Source organism: Nocardia jinanensis (assembly GCF_014645735.1).
Lineage (GTDB): Bacteria > Actinomycetota > Actinomycetes > Mycobacteriales > Mycobacteriaceae > Nocardia > Nocardia jinanensis.
The window spans coordinates 97,370-112,133 of the sequence record NZ_BMMH01000006.1 but is presented as its reverse complement, the minus strand read 5'-3'; the positions used below and the strand labels follow the sequence as shown (position 1 = coordinate 112,133).

General features: G+C 68.7%; 15 protein-coding genes. 12 read left to right on the top strand and 3 right to left on the bottom strand.

Going from position 1 to position 14,764, the window contains the following annotated elements; genetic code table 11:
* Positions 1–3 precede the first annotated feature (3 nt).
* The 12 genes from IEY68_RS16040 (at position 4) to IEY68_RS15985 (ending at position 12,072) form a co-directional block, all read left to right on the top strand.
* Positions 4–990 (top strand): NAD(P)H-dependent flavin oxidoreductase, encoded by a 987-nt coding sequence (locus IEY68_RS16040; protein ID WP_062999431.1) that lies wholly within the window; start codon positions 4–6, stop codon positions 988–990.
* A gap of 20 nt (positions 991–1,010) precedes the next feature.
* Entirely contained in the window at positions 1,011–1,862 is an 852-nt protein-coding gene (locus tag IEY68_RS16035) for an alpha/beta fold hydrolase (protein ID WP_062999429.1), read from the top strand.
* Positions 1,863–1,878: 16 nt separating this feature from the next.
* Positions 1,879–2,658, top strand: a complete 780-nt coding sequence (locus tag IEY68_RS16030; RefSeq protein WP_189094332.1) for an enoyl-CoA hydratase-related protein — start codon at positions 1,879–1,881, stop codon at positions 2,656–2,658.
* Positions 2,651–3,460 (top strand): acyl-CoA thioesterase, encoded by an 810-nt coding sequence (locus tag IEY68_RS16025; protein ID WP_062999427.1) that lies wholly within the window; start codon positions 2,651–2,653, stop codon positions 3,458–3,460. The genes IEY68_RS16030 and IEY68_RS16025 overlap by 8 nt, the downstream gene beginning before the upstream one ends.
* Positions 3,461–3,529: 69 nt before the next feature.
* Positions 3,530–4,189, top strand: a complete 660-nt coding sequence (locus IEY68_RS16020) for a PaaI family thioesterase (RefSeq protein ID WP_062999566.1) — start codon at positions 3,530–3,532, stop codon at positions 4,187–4,189.
* Positions 4,186–4,620, top strand: a complete 435-nt coding sequence (locus IEY68_RS16015; RefSeq protein ID WP_062999425.1) for an acyl-CoA thioesterase — start codon at positions 4,186–4,188, stop codon at positions 4,618–4,620. The genes IEY68_RS16020 and IEY68_RS16015 overlap by 4 nt, the downstream gene beginning before the upstream one ends.
* A 133-nt stretch (positions 4,621–4,753) precedes the next feature.
* Positions 4,754–7,054: an acyl-CoA dehydrogenase family protein gene (locus tag IEY68_RS16010; RefSeq protein ID WP_229718823.1), complete on the top strand. Its 2,301-nt coding sequence runs from the start codon at positions 4,754–4,756 to the stop codon at positions 7,052–7,054.
* Between the two features lie 22 nt (positions 7,055–7,076).
* Positions 7,077–7,604 carry a DoxX family protein gene (locus IEY68_RS16005; RefSeq protein WP_062999423.1) on the top strand — a complete coding sequence of 176 codons (528 nt, stop codon included), beginning with the start codon at positions 7,077–7,079 and terminating at the stop codon, positions 7,602–7,604.
* A complete protein-coding gene (locus IEY68_RS16000; RefSeq protein WP_189094331.1) occupies positions 7,601–8,458 on the top strand; it encodes an enoyl-CoA hydratase-related protein in 858 nt (285 codons plus the stop codon). The genes IEY68_RS16005 and IEY68_RS16000 overlap by 4 nt, the downstream gene beginning before the upstream one ends.
* A 2-nt stretch (positions 8,459–8,460) precedes the next feature.
* Positions 8,461–9,513, top strand: a complete 1,053-nt coding sequence (locus IEY68_RS15995; protein WP_062999421.1) for an aldo/keto reductase — start codon at positions 8,461–8,463, stop codon at positions 9,511–9,513.
* Entirely contained in the window at positions 9,510–10,475 is a 966-nt protein-coding gene (locus tag IEY68_RS15990; protein WP_062999419.1) for an NAD(P)H-dependent flavin oxidoreductase, read from the top strand. Before IEY68_RS15995 ends, IEY68_RS15990 begins: the two co-directional genes overlap by 4 nt.
* A gap of 55 nt (positions 10,476–10,530) precedes the next feature.
* Positions 10,531–12,072: an acyl-CoA synthetase gene (locus IEY68_RS15985; protein WP_062999417.1), complete on the top strand. Its 1,542-nt coding sequence runs from the start codon at positions 10,531–10,533 to the stop codon at positions 12,070–12,072.
* Positions 12,073–12,319: 247 nt separating this feature from the next.
* On the opposite strand, the gene IEY68_RS15980 is transcribed toward IEY68_RS15985, so the two are convergent.
* Genes IEY68_RS15980 through IEY68_RS15970 form a run of 3 tightly spaced genes read right to left on the bottom strand, consistent with a single transcriptional unit; the run spans position 12,320 to position 14,747 of the window.
* Positions 12,320–13,123, bottom strand: a complete 804-nt coding sequence (locus IEY68_RS15980; RefSeq protein WP_062999415.1) for an SDR family NAD(P)-dependent oxidoreductase — start codon at positions 13,121–13,123, stop codon at positions 12,320–12,322.
* Positions 13,120–13,524, bottom strand: coding sequence for a carboxymuconolactone decarboxylase family protein (locus tag IEY68_RS15975; protein WP_189094330.1), 405 nt, complete (start codon positions 13,522–13,524; stop codon positions 13,120–13,122). Before IEY68_RS15975 ends, IEY68_RS15980 begins: the two co-directional genes overlap by 4 nt.
* A gap of 11 nt (positions 13,525–13,535) precedes the next feature.
* Positions 13,536–14,747, bottom strand: coding sequence for a cytochrome P450 (locus IEY68_RS15970; protein ID WP_062999411.1), 1,212 nt, complete (start codon positions 14,745–14,747; stop codon positions 13,536–13,538).
* Positions 14,748–14,764 lie beyond the last annotated feature (17 nt).

The following is a 14,764-nucleotide window of genomic DNA, read 5'->3' as shown; positions in this document are numbered from 1 at the left end:
ACCATGTTGAAGACACGTTTCACCGAGGAGTTCGGCGTCGAGCACCCGATCGTCCAAGGCGGCATGATGTGGGTCGGTCGTGCCGAACTCGCCGCCGCGGTCTCGGCGGCCGGCGGTCTGGGCATCATCACCGGGCTCACTCAGCCCACGCCGGAGGATCTGGCGAAAGAGATCGCGCGTGCCCGGGAGATGACCGATAAGCCGTTCGGGGTCAACCTCACCCTCACGCTGTCGATCAACCCCCCGCCGTACGAGGAGTACCGCCAGGCGATCATCGAATCCGGGGTGACGATCGTCGAGACCGCGGGCTCCAACCCGCAGGTGCATGTCGAGCACTTCCAACAGCACGGCATCAAGGTGATCCACAAGTGCACCAGCGTCCGGCACGCTCTCAAGGCGCAGAGCCTGGGCGTCGACGCGGTGAGCATCGACGGTTTCGAATGCGCCGGGCATCCCGGCGAGGACGATGTTCCCGGCTTGGTGCTGATTCCGGCGGCGGCGGACAAACTGACCGTCCCCATCCTCGCCTCCGGCGGTTTCGCCGACGGCCGCGGGCTGGCCGCGGCGCTGGCGCTGGGCGCGGACGGCATCAATATGGGCACCCGTTTCATGTGCACTGTCGAAAGCCCGATCCACGAGCGGATCAAGGAACAGATCGTCGAGGCGACCGAACTCGATACCCAGCTCATCTTCCGGCAGCTGCGCAACACCATGCGCGCCGCGAAGAACTCGGTGAGCGAGGAGGTGGTCGATATCCTCGGTAAGGGCGGCCGTTTCAAGGATGTCCAGGAACTCGTCGCGGGTACGCGCGGACGTAAGGTCTACGAGAACGGTGACCCCGAGGCCGGGATCTGGACCGTCGGAATGGTGCAGGGCCTGATCAACGACATCCCGACGGCAGGCGAGCTGGTCACCCGGATCGCCGCCGAGGCCGAGATCGTCCTGCGCCGCAACGCGGCGCTCGTCTCGGATCCGGTCGTGGTCTCCTGACAGTGTCGGACAGGAGCGCAGTGAGCAGCACCACCACCGAATCTGCCCGGCCCGTGCAGTTCCGCGGGTCGGGCGGCCTGCGGCTGGTAGGGGACTGCTGGGGGCGGGCCGGCGATCCGGTGGTGCTGTTACTGCACGGAACCGGCCAGACCCGGCATTCATGGAAGCGGACGGGTGCCCACCTGGCGGCCCGGGGCCTGCGTGTCCTCGCGATCGATACCCGCGGTCACGGGGACAGTGCCTGGGCGTCCTCGGCCGCCGAGTACGGCATGGACACCCTCGCCCGGGATATCTGCGCGGTGGTGGATCAGATCGGGGAACCGGTCACCCTCGTCGGGGCGAGCCTCGGCGGACTGACCGGACTCCAGGCCGCCGGCGAGCTCGGCGCCGCCCGGATCCGCAAACTCGTGCTGGTCGATGTGGTTCCGCGAATCGAGGAGGGCGGCGGGAGCCGGATCAGGGCCTTCATGGAGGGCAACCCGGACGGCTTCACCAGTCTCGAGCAGGCCGCGGACGCGATTGCGGCGTACCTGCCGCACCGGAAACGTCCGCGGAGCGCGGAAGGTTTGCGCCGCAACCTGCGCCGGCGTCCGGACGGGCGCTGGCGGTGGCATTGGGACCCGCAGTTCCTCCGGAAGGCGCAGCAGGACCTGCACACGTGGGCGCGGGAACTCGAATCGGTGGCGGCCGGTCTGGGCGTGCCGATTCTGGTCGTCCGCGGCGCGCTGTCCGATGTGGTCAGCCGGGGCGCTGTCGAAGAATTCCTGGCGGCCGTGCCGAGCGCGCGGTGCGTCGAGCTGGACGGTGCGGGTCATACCGCCGCCGGTGATGACAACGACGCGTTCACCGAAGCAGTAGTCGAATTCGTCTGAGAATGTGAGGAATCCCGTGGGTGCGGACAACGACAACGACCAGGCCGAGCCGGTCCTGGTAACTCGTGACGGCCACGTCGCGATCCTGACGCTGAATCGGCCGGATCGGCGTAATGCGATCAATCGGGCGATGCGCAAGGCGATCAAACGGGAACTGTGGAAGGCCGACGCGGACGAGGATGTCCGGGTGGTGGTGATCACCGGGGCGGGCACCGCGTTTTCCGCGGGTGTCGACCTGCCCGAGGCGCTGACCGGCCCGCCGCCGCGTACCGAGGGAACCACACCTACTCAGGCGTTGCGCGCGATCGGCAAACCGGTGATCGCCGCGGTCAACGGGCCCTGCTACACCGGAGCGTTCGAGTTCGCGGTGAACTGCTCGTTCATCATCGCCTCCGAGGAGGCCGTATTCGCCGACACCCACGCCTCGATCGGACTGCTGAACGGCTGGGGTGGCAGCGCGATGCTGCCCCGCATCGTGGGATTGCCCGCCGCGACCCAGATCATCCTCAGCGGCGAACCGATCGACTCCGCCACCGCGCTGCGCATCGGCCTGGCGAACGAGGTGGTCCCGCACGAGCAGTTGATGGAACGCACTCTCGCCGTCGCCGGGGCGATCGCGGCCGGGCATCCGGTAGCGGTGCAGCGAATGCTGCGCCTGCTGAAGGAAGGCGCCGGCGCCTCGGTGGCCCACGCCCTCGGCCTCGAGGCGGAGGCCTCGGCGTCCTGGCGGCCCGACGGCAAGGATATCGGTGACCGCTTCGGCAAGCGCGCGGCGAAGCCGAGCCGAGATGACTGAGTTGGCCACGGGCAGGCGCGCGGATGAACTACGGACTGTCCCGCTCACGGACATCCTGACGCTGGATCGTCTCGATCGCGGTCTGTTCCGGTCGGTGCACCGATTCGAGGTCGATCGCGCGCTGTACGGCGGCCAGGTACTGGCGCAGGCCCTGCTGGCCTGCGGCGCAACGGTCGAGCCCGACCGTGTGCCCCATTCACTGCACGGTTACTTCCTGCGGCGGGGCAACGCCGCGCAACCGGTCGTCTTCCGTGTCGACAACGACCGGGACGGCAGGTCGTACTCGGCGCGCCGCGTGGTCGCACTCCAGGACGGCGAGGTCATCTTCAACATGTCCGCGTCGTTCCGGACGGTCGCCGAGGGCGAGGAGCACACCACGGCGGATGTGGTGCCGCTCGCCCCGCCGGAACAAAGCCCGATCGTGACCTCGGAGCCCGAGCTGGCGCTACTGGCCCGCGTCGAGGACTGGTCGGGCCCAGAGAAGTTCTTCCCCTCCAGATTCTGGGTCCGCCCCAATTGCGAACTACCGCACGATGACCCGCTGCTGCACGCCGCGGCCATCGCTTATATGTCGGATTTCTCCACCGGACTGCGCCGCACGGTCGGCACCGAGGTCCTCGGGCCGAGCCTCGATCACGCGCTGTGGTTCCACCGGACGCCGCGCTGGGACGATTGGCTCTTCGTCGACCACGGGCGGGGTGTCTCGGCGGGTAAACGCGGCTGGTACCGGGGCACGGTCATCGGCCACGGCGAGATCGTGGCGAGCCTGGCACAGGAAATGGCCTACAGCGATCGCCGCTGACCTGATCGGTAACTCACAGAACGCGGGAGGCGTTGATCCGTGAAGACCACACGCTCGATCGATTGGGTCGTGCCTACTCGCCGCAAGGTTCTGTCCCGCGCGACTCCCGGTGAGTCGTGCCTTACGGCACCGCCGATCGACGATCCGATCGACGACGCCGCGGCCGCGGTCCGGCGGATCGTGGACGCGCTGGCCCGTACGGCGCCCGACGAGGCCGGGCTACCTGCCGCGGCCGCCGAACTCCAGCGCATCGCCGAGCAGCTGGAGAGCCGCACCCGGCCCGTCCCCGCCCAGCTGTCGGAGATGTGGCAGGGCGAGGGGATCGCGCGACACGATCCCGCGACCGGTCCGGAGAACCCGATCGCCCCACCGCTGACCATGCGGGACGCGGGCGGCGGCTGGGCGGAAGGTGTTGTCACCCTGGGACTTCCGTATCAGGGCCCGCCGGCGCTGGTGCACGGCGGTGTCTGCGCCCTGCTGCTCGACGGCGCGCTGGCCGTGGCCAACCAGCTGGCCGGGACCGCCGGTATGACAGCGCAACTCGACCTGACGTATCGGAGGCCGACGCCGCTGTACGTCGCGCTCACCGTACGGGCGCGGCGAATCGGCCGGGAGGGCCGCAAGTTGTACACGATCGGCGAGATCGTCGCCGACGGGCAGGTGACAGTGTCGGCGCAGGGACTGTTCATCGCCCGCGGGGAGTCCGGTCGGCCGGGTACCGGCACATGAGGCCGCCGCTGCCCTTCGACGCATACCCCTGCGAACGTGAGATCAGCCTGATATTCGCCGATATCGACCGGATCGGTCACGTGAACAACGTCGCGATCGCGCGTTTCTTCGAAGAGGGTCGCGTCACCCTGAACCGGATGATCGAGGGGCTGCTGCCCGCCGGCACGCCGCTGCGGATGCTGCTGGCCCATGTCGATATCGACTACTTGGCGGAAGTGACGTACCCGGGGGAGGTTCGGCTCGGGATCGGTGTGCACCGGATCGGCCGGACTTCGATAGCGCATCGAGCCGGATTGTTCCAGAACGGCAAGCCGGTCGCGGTGTCGCGCTCGGTCGATGTGCACACCGTCGCGGGGGAGTCCGGAGCTGTCCCGCTGAGCGAGGAGTACCGGGCGGCAGCGCGCAAGCTGCTCCTGCCCGATGCGGCCTGAGTTTCCGGATGCCGGGGCGGAGGACCGGTGCTGCGCGTGATTCACGGGCGGGGGACTTCCCCTCGGAAAGCGCTCGCTGTAATCTATGACTAAGTTAACCTAGTGACTCTTGATCGGTAGCTGAGGAGACGTTGTGGCTGGATCGACGACAGGTCCGCTGGAGGGATCGACCGAAACGGGCGACTGGCGTGCGCGGCTGACCGCGTTGCTCGACTCCTACGCGAAGCGTCCGCGGCCGAAGACGTCCGAGGAACGCGCCGCCGCCGCGCGCGCGTGGCAGTCGGAGATGGTCGATGCCGGGGTGGCCGCCCCGGGCTGGCCGGTATCGGTCGGCGGGCTCGAGCTCGGGCTCGAGGATCAGCTCGACTACTACCGGATGACCAGCGCCGCCGGGGTGCCGAAGCATCCGAACTCGATCGCCTTCATCGTCGCCCCCACCCTGATCGTCTACGGCACCGACGCGCAGCAGAAGCGCTTCCTCGAGCCGCTGCTGCGGGCCGAGGAAGCCTGGTGCCAGGGCTTCTCCGAACCCGGCGCGGGCAGCGACCTCGCCTCGCTGTCCACCAGAGCGGTGCGCGAGGGCGACAACTACCGCGTCACCGGCCAGAAGATCTGGACCACCCAGGCCGCCGAGGCAGACTGGATGTTCGCGCTGGTGCGCACCGGCCCACCCGGCCGCGGCACCGACGGCATCAGCTACCTGCTGATCCCGATGAACTCGCCCGGTATCGACGTGCGCCCCCTCCGCGATGCCGCCGGCGGACACCATTTCGCCGAGATCTTCTTCGACGACGTCGTGGTGCCGGTGGAGAACCTGGTCGGCGAGGAGGGCAAAGGCTGGTCGGTCATGCGGACCTCCCTGGGCCACGAACGCGCCACCGCGTTCCTCGCCGACGAATTCCGCTATCGCGGCCTGGTCGACAAGGTGTTCGCCCTCGCGAAGAAACAGGGGTACGCCGACAACGCCCTGGTACGTCAGGAACTCGCCCACGTCGAGACCGGTGTGCGCGCTATCGCCGCCAACAGCGCGCGCGCACTCGACGCGGTGCTGCGCAAGGCCGATCCCGGTGGGGTCGCCTCGGTGAACCGACTGGTCAAATCCGAATTCGAACAGCAGCTGCACCGGCTCGCGCAGCGGCTGACCGGGACGGGCGCCGCACTGGGCAACCGGTCGAAAGGTGCTGTCGACGGGGGCAGCTGGACCTACGGCTACTTCATGACCCGGGCCTCGACCATCGGCGCCGGAACCGCGGAGATCCAACGTAACGCCATCGCTGAGCAGGTACTCGGCCTGCCCTCGCATCGCGGCGAGGGCACCCGTCCGGCGCCGGTCGCGCCGGGCCGGCCGCTGACCCGGCCGGACGAGGACGAGGCAGCGCTGCGCGAGGTACTCGGCAAGGCACTGGCGTCGCATACCAGCACCGAAAAGCTCCTGTCCTGGGCGTCGAAGACCGCCGACTACGATATCGGGCTCTGGGACGAACTGGTCGAGTTCGGTCTCCCCGGCCTCGCGGTTCCGGAGGACCTCGGTGGCGGTGGTGCCGGGACGCGGATGCTCGCGGTCGCGGTCGAAGAGGCCGGCTACGCGGTCGCGCCGGTTCCCCTGGTCCCGACGCTGATCGCGCTCGAGGTGCTGCGTCAGGCCGGCGCCACCGAGGCTGTGCGGGCGGTATGCGACGGTGCCACCGCCGCTTTCGTCGTCCCGGTGGACGACAACGGCTGGGCCGTCGACGGCCCGCTGCCGACGTGGGACGGATCCCGGCTGTCCGGTTCGGTCGAGCGGGTGCCGGGAGCGCCGGTCGCCGACCAGCTCGTGCTGCTCGCCCGTGACGCCGGCACCGGTGAGCTGGTCCTGGGCACGGTGAAAACCATGTATGCCGAGGTCGAGCCGCAGGAATCGGTGGACCTCACCGGCACCATCGGCGTCGTGGTGCTGGACGGGGTCGAGCCGGAGGTCATCGCCCGCGGCGCGGAGGTGACCCGGATCCTCGACGCGTCCCGGCGAACGGCCCAGGTGGTGCTCGCGGCGGAGTCGGTCGGTATCGCGAACAGGGCCCTGGCGCTCGCCGTCGACTGGGCCGGCCAGCGTGAGCAGTTCGGCCGGTTGATCGGCTCGTACCAGGCTATTTCGCATCGTTGCGCGGGGATGCTGATCGGCGCGGAAGGTTCGCGCGGACAGGTGCTGGCCGCGGCGCAACTCGATCCGGACCATCCCGAGGCGCAGCTGTCCGCGGATATCGCCGCGGCCGCCGCGCTCGACGCCGCGGTCTCGGCGGCCGAGTCCTGCATCCAGATCCACGGCGGTATCGGTTTCACCTGGGAACATCCCGCGCATCTGCTGCTGCGCCGGGCCACCGCCAACCAGGTGGCATTGGGCCGGCCGGAGAATCTGCGCGACCGCGCCGCCGGCGCGGTACTGGACCGGCTGTCCTGACCTGACTCGGCAAGGAGTTCTTGTGACCTCGATCGACGCGGGCCTGGCCCTGCTCCGGGTATGCCTGGGGCTGACCATGGCCGCACACGGCTACGGAAAACTGTTCCGCGGGGGCCGTATTCCCGGAACCGCGGGCTGGTTCGACAGCATCGGAATGCGTCCGGGCGCAGTGCACGCGTGGCTGGCCGCGCTCACCGAAGTCGGTGCCGGAATCCTGCTCGCACTCGGTCTGCTCACCCCCTTCGCGGCGGCCGCCTTCGTATCGCTGATGGTGGTGGCCGCGTGGACGGTGCACCGGGGCAGCGGTTTCTTCATCGCCGGGAACGGGTGGGAGTACAACCTGATCCTGGCGATCGGCGCGGTATCGGTCGCCGTCGCCGGAGCGGGCCGGATAAGCCTGGACCGGTTGATCTTCGGGGCGGACATCCTCACCGGCTGGGCCGGGTTCGCGGTCTCCGCGGGCCTCGGCGTCGTGGCGGCGGTGGCGTTGCTGGGCACGTGCTATCGCCCGGTGCGCGAACCGGACACGGCGGGCCAGGCGACGGAATGACACAAGCCGAGCTGATATCCCGCGACCTCGCGTCGAGGGACGAGACCGCCACAACCGAAACGGCCGAGCGCCCGGTCCGCACCGAACTGCACGGCGCGGTCCTGGTGATCACCATCGACCGCCCCCGGGTACGTAATGCGGTCGACGCGGCTGTCGCCGAGGGGATCGGCGATGCGCTCGAATACGCGCAGGCCGACCCCGCCGTGCGGGCGATCGTCCTGACCGGTGCCGTCGGCCCATGCTTCTGCAGCGGCGGCGACCTCGGGGAAATGGCCGCCGGCCGCAGTATCGAACCCGCCGACCCGGCCAAACAGGGTTGGGGATTCGGCGGGATCTGCGAGCACCCGATCGACAAGCCGATCGTGGCCGCGGTGAACGGCCACGCCATCGGCGGCGGCGCCGAAATGGCGCTGGCCTGCGATCTGGTGGTCGCGGTGGAATCGGCGGAGTTCTCCCTACCGGAGGTGCGGCGCGGCTATATCGCCTCCGGCGGCGGCGCGGTGTGGCTGTCCCGGTGGGTGCCGCGCGCGATCGCGATGGAGATCCTGTTGCTCGGCGACCGGTTCAGCGCCGCACAAGCCGAGAGGTGGGGCCTGGTCAACCGGGTGGTACCCGACGGGCAAGCCCTCACCGCGGCTCTTGCCCTGGCCGAGGCGATTGCCGCGAACGCGCCGCTGGCGGTGCAGGCCCATAAACGCCTCGTCGCCGGGCTGACCGATTCGCGATTCGCCGCCGCCGCTTCCGACTGGGCGCGTAACCACGCCGAGCACGAGCACATCCATCGGACCGAGGACGCCGCGGAAGGCCCGCGTGCCTTCATCGAAAAACGCGCACCCGTCTGGAAGGGGCGATGAGCATGGAGTTCGAGTACCTCGGGCGCAGTGGCGTCACGGTCTCCCGGTTGTGTCTCGGCGCGATGTCCTTCGGTGCCCTGGGCAATGCCGATCACGACGACTGCCACAGCATCATCGACCGCGCCCTGGACGCCGGCATCAACTTCATCGACACCGCCGACGCGTACTCGCGGGGCGAGTCCGAGGAGATCGTCGGCAAGGCGATCGCCGGCCGGCGCGACGATGTGGTGGTCGCCACCAAGTTCTTCAACCCGATGAGCCGGGACCCCAACCACCGCGGGGCTTCGCGCCGGTGGATCGTGCGCGCCTGCGAGGACAGCCTGCGCCGCCTCGGCACCGACTACATCGACCTGTACCAGGTGCACCGGCTCGACGAGGCCACCGACCTGGACGAAACCCTAGGCGCACTGTCCGATCTCGCCCGGGCGGGCAAGGTGCGGATGGTCGGCACCTCGACGTTTCCCGCGGAGGCGATCGTCGAGGCGCAGTGGGTGGCCGCCGACCGCGGTCACATCACGCCGCGTTGCGAGCAGCCGCCGTACTCGATCTTCGTGCGCGGCGCCGAGCGGGACGTGTTCCCCACCTGCCAGAAGTACGGCATGGGCGCGATCGTCTGGAGCCCCCTGAACGGAGGTTGGCTCACCGGAAAATACCGCAGTGACAACCCGGGCGGCGACGAGGCACGCTTCAGCCGTCTCGGTCGCGGATCCTGGCGGATCGACTCCGACGGGGCGCAGCGCAAGCTCGCGCTACTGGACAGGCTCGACGAGATCGCCGCCGGGGCGGGCGTGGACCTGATCACCCTGGCGCTCGGGTTCACCCTCGCGCACCCCGCGGTGACCTCGACGATCATCGGCCCCCGCACGATGGATCAGCTGGAAAGCCAGTTGAAGGTCGTCGGCACCGTACTCACCGACGAGGTGCTCGACCTCGTCGACGAGCTCGTCGCCCCGGGCGAGACCATCGCGCGGGCCGATCTCGCCTACGAACCCCGAGCGCTGCGACACAAACACTTGCGCCGGTCTCCCCGGCCGATCGGAGCCGACAACACATGATCAACTGGAACTCGCTCAGACTCCCGGTGATGGCCGCGCCGATGTTCATCGTCTCCAACCTGGACCTGGTCATCGCCTCCTGCCGGGCCGGCGTCATCGGCGCCTTCCCGTCCGCCAACCCGCGCCACCCGGAAACCCTGGAGACGTGGCTGCACGCCATCCGCGAGGCGGAGAAGGAGACCCTCGACGCCGGCGGCGATTTCGCGCCGTTCTGCGTGAACATGCTCGCCTCCGCGGCCTTGGACAAGACGGCGCGCGACCGGGCGCTGGCCACCGTGCGCAAACACCGCGCACCGCTCATCCTGACCAATATGGGCGACCCGCGGGAGGTCGTCGACGCGGCGCACGAGTGGGGCGGCCAGGTCTTCCACGATGTGACCACCATCCGGCACGCCGAGAAGGCCGTCGAGGCAGGGGTCGACGGGTTGATGCTGGTCTGCGCGGGTGCCGGCGGGCACGCGGGCACACTGTCGCCGTTCTCGTTCCTGCCGAAGGTACGCAGCTTCTTCGACGGCCGGATCATGCTGGCCGGTGGTATCGCCGACGGACACGGGATCGCGGCCGCGCTCGCGCTCGGCGCCGATATCGTGGTCATGGGCACCAGATTCATCGCGACCGCGGAATCGGGTGCCTTCGCCGACCACAAGGAAATGCTGGTCACCGCCAAGAGCGAGGACGTACTCTTCACCGACGCGATCGCCGGTCTACCGGCCAGCTTCCTGAAACCCTCGATGATCCGGGCCGGTCTCGACCCCGCGAACCTGCCCCGGCCTACCGGTCGACACCGGCCGAACCTGCCCGAGGGCGTCAAACCGTGGAAGTCGGTGTGGAGCGCCGGGCACTCGACCGGGCTGATCGACGACGTACCGCGCGTGCAGACGGTCGTCGACCGGCTCGCCGCGGAGTTCGCCGGTGCACGCGTACCCGCGGACTGGCGTAAGACGCTGTCGGACGACAGCTGAATCGGCCGGATACGACCTCGACCCGGCCACGCCCGACAAGAAGGAGTGGGGCAGCATGAACCTCACCGAACTGGCCGCGCGGTACGGCGACAAACCCGCGATCGTGATGGCGGGCAGCGGCGATACGTTGACCTATCGCGAACTCGAGGAACGCTCGAACCGGATCGCGCACCTCTTCCGGTCCCGAGGGCTGGGTCCCGGCGATCACCTCGCGATCCTGATGCAGAATCAGCTCGAGGTCTTCCCGGTCGCCTGGGCTGCCCAGCGGTCCGGCCTGCTCTACACGCCGGTCAACTGGCACCTCAGCGCCGACGAGGCGTCCTATATCGTCGCGAACTGCGGCGCACGCATGCTCATCCATTCGGCAGCGCTGGCCGACCTCGCCGCCGCGGCCGAAGCCGCTGCACCCGGGCTGCAGTCGCGGCTGGTGGCCGGGGGAAACGTCGAAGGCGCCGAACGGCTCGAAGACGCGGTCGCCGACCTTCCGGTCACACCGATAGCCGACGAGACCGAGGGCCAGTACATGCTGTACTCGTCCGGAACGACCGGGCGTCCCAAGGGGATCCTCCCGGCACTGACCGGGCGGCCGTTCGGCACCGGACTGGCCATCGACCACCTGATGGGTACCGCGTTCGGTTTCGGCCCGGACACCATCTACCTCAGTCCGGGCCCGCTCTACCATGCGGCGCCGCTGGGCTGGACGATCGGCACCGTGCGCAACGGCGGCACCGCGGTCGTCATGGAGAAGTTCGACGCCGAGCGCACCCTCCACCTCATCGACGAGCGCAAGGTGACCCACGCGCAGTTCGTCCCCACCATGTTCGTGCGGATGCTCAAACTCGACGACGATATCCGGGACCGCTACGACGTCTCGAGTCTCCGGCTCGTCGTGCACGCCGCCGCGCCGTGCCCGGTCGAGGTCAAACGGCGAATGATCGAATGGTTCGGACCCACGCTGACCGAGTTCTACTCCGGCAGCGAAGGAACCGGGTTCTTCATGATCGATACCCCGGACTGGCTCGCCCATCCGGGATCGGTCGGCCGGGCCGTCCGGGGCGTCGTGCACATCTGCGACGACGACGGCAACGACGTCGCTCCGGGCGAGGTGGGCACCGTCTGGTTCAGCGAGATCGAACGATTCGAGTACCTCGGCGACGCCGCCAAAACCGCGGAGGCGTTCAACGACAAGGGCTGGAACACCCTCGGGGACCTCGGGCATATCGACGAGGACGGCTACCTCTACCTGTCCGCCCGCCGGTCCGATCTGATCCTGTCCGGCGGAGTGAACATCTATCCGCAGGAGATCGAAGACGCCCTCACCCTGCATCCCGCGGTGCTCGACGTGGCGGTGATCGGGTTGCCGGACGACGAGATGGGCCAGCGAGTGCACGCCGTGGTCCAGCCTGCCGCCGGAGCGACGCCGGGCCCGGAGCTCGAGCGAGAACTGATCGACTACTGCCGTGCGAAGATCGCGCACTACAAGGCGCCCCGTTCGGTCGGATTCGGTGTGATACCACGGTTGCCGAGCGGCAAGATCTTGCGGCGCGAACTGTCGGCCGGCTACGCGGAAGCCGGGCCGCCGCGGACCTCGAGCTGAACGACGGTGCGTTCGCGGTCCTCCGTGGGGTCGCGGGAACCCTTTCCACACTGTGCGGCACAGCGTGCCGGGACCCGCACCACCGCACCCGGCTTCGGGAACGTCGGGTGCCCGGGTCCCTGGACGTGCGGTGACCCGTTCTGCGCGGTTCGTCCCGCACATCGATCGAATCACCGCACGATCCCTGGTCACGGCCGGCCGGAGCCGGATCGGCCGGTTCGGCCCTCGCCCCGCGTGTCCGGGGTGGTCAGAGCAGTCCGGCCCGCAGGGTGAATCCGCCGTCCACCGGAAGAACGGTGCCGGTGATGAACGCGGAGTCGTCCGTGGCGAAGAACAGGGCAGCCCTGGCGACGTCGTCGCTGGTGCCCTGATGCCCCATCGGGACCATCGCCGCGCGCTTCGCGGCGATCTGCGCGCGGTCGGTCCCGGTGGCGCGGGCGGTGGCGTCGACACCCATCGGTGTATCCATCATGCCCGGGGCGATGCAGTTGACCCGGACGCCGTGGGGCGCGTATTCGATGGCGAGGCTGCGGGTCATCGAATGCACGGCGGCCTTGGAGGTGCTGTAGGTGATGTTGTCGCCGGCGTACAGCAGTCCGGCCATCGACGAAATATTGATCACTGCGCCGGTTCGCCTGGTGCGCATATGGGGCAGCACGTACTTGCACGTGAGCCACATGCCGGTGAGGTTCACCTCGAAACCGTGCCGCCAGGTCTCGGCCGTGATGTCCTCGGTGCGGCCGGCCGGGACGATGCCGACGTTGTTGTGCAGCACGTCGACTTGGCCGTATGCGGCCAGTGCGGCGTCGAGGATGCTCGCGCAATCCTGTTCGACAGTGATGTCCGCGCGGTGCGAGACGGCGAATCCGCCGTCCTGCCGGATGAGCTCCGCAGTGTCCTCGGCCGAATCGGCGTCGCGGTCCACGACCAGGACATTCGCGCCTTCGCGCGCGAAGGCGCACGCTACGGCGCGTCCGTTGCCGAGCGTGGCGCCCGGTGTCTGGCCACCCCCGACCACGACCGCGACGCGCCCGTCGAGCCTGCCGGTCATCGCTGTCCGCCTTTCTCGTCGGGGGACGTGGCTCCGGTGGTTTCGCGGATGATCGCCGACATACTCGCTCCCCGGGGCACACCCGCGTAATGGGCGATCTGCAGCGTCACCTCACGCAGTTGCTCGGGCGTGAGGTCTCCGGACTCGAGCGCGCCCTTGATATGCCAGGGCAGTTCGCGCTCCGCGCCGAGCGCGCCGAGGACCCCGAGAGTGATCAGTCTGCGGTCCCGGTCGCTGAGCGCCTCGCCGCACCACAGATCGCCGAAAACGACTGTGACGGCGTGGTCCTCGACCGAACGCGGCTCGATCGGCGGCGCCGGGGTGGTCTCGTCGGCGCAGGTTACCTCCAGCATCCGCCGCATACCGCGCTCCCGTAGGTGCGCGAACGAATCTTCCGTCATATCGGGTCCTTTCACCAGGTGACCGGCAGTTCTTCGAGGCCGTATGTGAGCGCGTCGTTGTGGAAGTGCAGGTCGGTTTCGTCGACGGTCAGCCGCAGGTCGGGCAGACGCTGGAAGAGCCGGGGCCAGGCCACCTGCATCTCGACGCGGGAGAGGTTCTGGCCGAGGCACTGGTGGACGCCGAACCCGAACCCGATATGCCGGCGCTCCACGCGCGTGATGTCCAGGACTTCGGGGTTGTCGAACACGTCGGGGTCGCGGTTGGCGGCGGGCAGGTTGCAGATGACGCCTTCACCGGCGCGGATGAGAACGCCACCGATTTCGGTGTCCTGTAGGCAGACACGGCGCGGTTCGGTCTGCACCATGCTCCAGTAGCGCATCATCTCTTCGACGCAGGTGGCGGCGTATTTGTCCGGGTCGGACAGCAGGATCCGGCGCTGCTCGGGTTCGCGGATGAGAGCCAGGATCCCGAGGCCGATCATGTTGGCGGTGGTTTCGTGCCCGGCGCTGATCGCGAGCATGCCGAGACGAATGGCGTAGTCGAAATCGAATTGCCCTTTCTCGTCGACGTACTCGTTGACGAGGCGGGACAGCAGACCGTTGTCCGGCTCGGTGCGCTTGCGTTCCGCGTGCTTCTGCAGAACGTCGTGCATATCTTGCATGGCGGCGAGCTTTTCGTCCTTGGAAATGCTGAGTTGCACCACCTTCTTGGACGCTTCGTGGACCCGCGGGCTGTCCTCCGGCGGCACCCCGAGTACTTCGCAGATGATGACGGTGGGCAGGGCGAGCGCGAAATGTTCGATCAGGTCGACCGGGCGCTCCATGGTTTCCAGCCGGTCGATCAGCTGATCGGTGAGCTCGATCATTCTGGGGCGTAACGCTTCGGACCGTTTCGCGGTGAAATCGGGGTTGAGGACGCGCCGGGTCGGCAGATGCTCGGCGCCGTCCTTGCGGAAGAAGAGATCGCCTTCCACATGTGGCTGGGCATCGCTGGTGCTGGGAAAGCCGGGCACGGTCACATCGGCGCCGAAGCGATCGGTGGCGCCGAGTACTTCGCGGATCTGGTCATGGCGGGTGATCAGCCAGGGCTGGGCGCCACTCCAGATCCGCACGCGCCGTGGGGCGCCTTCCGCCCGGAATTCGGTGGCCTGTTCGGGCGGGGCGAACGGGCATCCGCGGTGCAGCGGGAATTGAGGGGCTCGGGGTTGCTCGGTGGTCGTCAAGGCTGCTCCTTGCGTAG

Coding starts and splice junctions, on each gene's coding strand:
- IEY68_RS15980 (WP_062999415.1), bottom strand. CDS start 13,123: ATGACCGGCAGGCTCGACGGGCGCGTCGCGGTCGTGGTCGGGGGTGGC.
- IEY68_RS15985 (WP_062999417.1), top strand. CDS start 10,531: ATGAACCTCACCGAACTGGCCGCGCGGTACGGCGACAAACCCGCGATC.
- IEY68_RS15990 (WP_062999419.1), top strand. CDS start 9,510: ATGATCAACTGGAACTCGCTCAGACTCCCGGTGATGGCCGCGCCGATG.
- IEY68_RS16025 (WP_062999427.1), top strand. CDS start 2,651: ATGACTGAGTTGGCCACGGGCAGGCGCGCGGATGAACTACGGACTGTC.
- IEY68_RS15975 (WP_189094330.1), bottom strand. CDS start 13,524: ATGACGGAAGATTCGTTCGCGCACCTACGGGAGCGCGGTATGCGGCGG.
- IEY68_RS16000 (WP_189094331.1), top strand. CDS start 7,601: ATGACACAAGCCGAGCTGATATCCCGCGACCTCGCGTCGAGGGACGAG.
- IEY68_RS15995 (WP_062999421.1), top strand. CDS start 8,461: ATGGAGTTCGAGTACCTCGGGCGCAGTGGCGTCACGGTCTCCCGGTTG.
- IEY68_RS16040 (WP_062999431.1), top strand. CDS start 4: ATGTTGAAGACACGTTTCACCGAGGAGTTCGGCGTCGAGCACCCGATC.
- IEY68_RS16015 (WP_062999425.1), top strand. CDS start 4,186: ATGAGGCCGCCGCTGCCCTTCGACGCATACCCCTGCGAACGTGAGATC.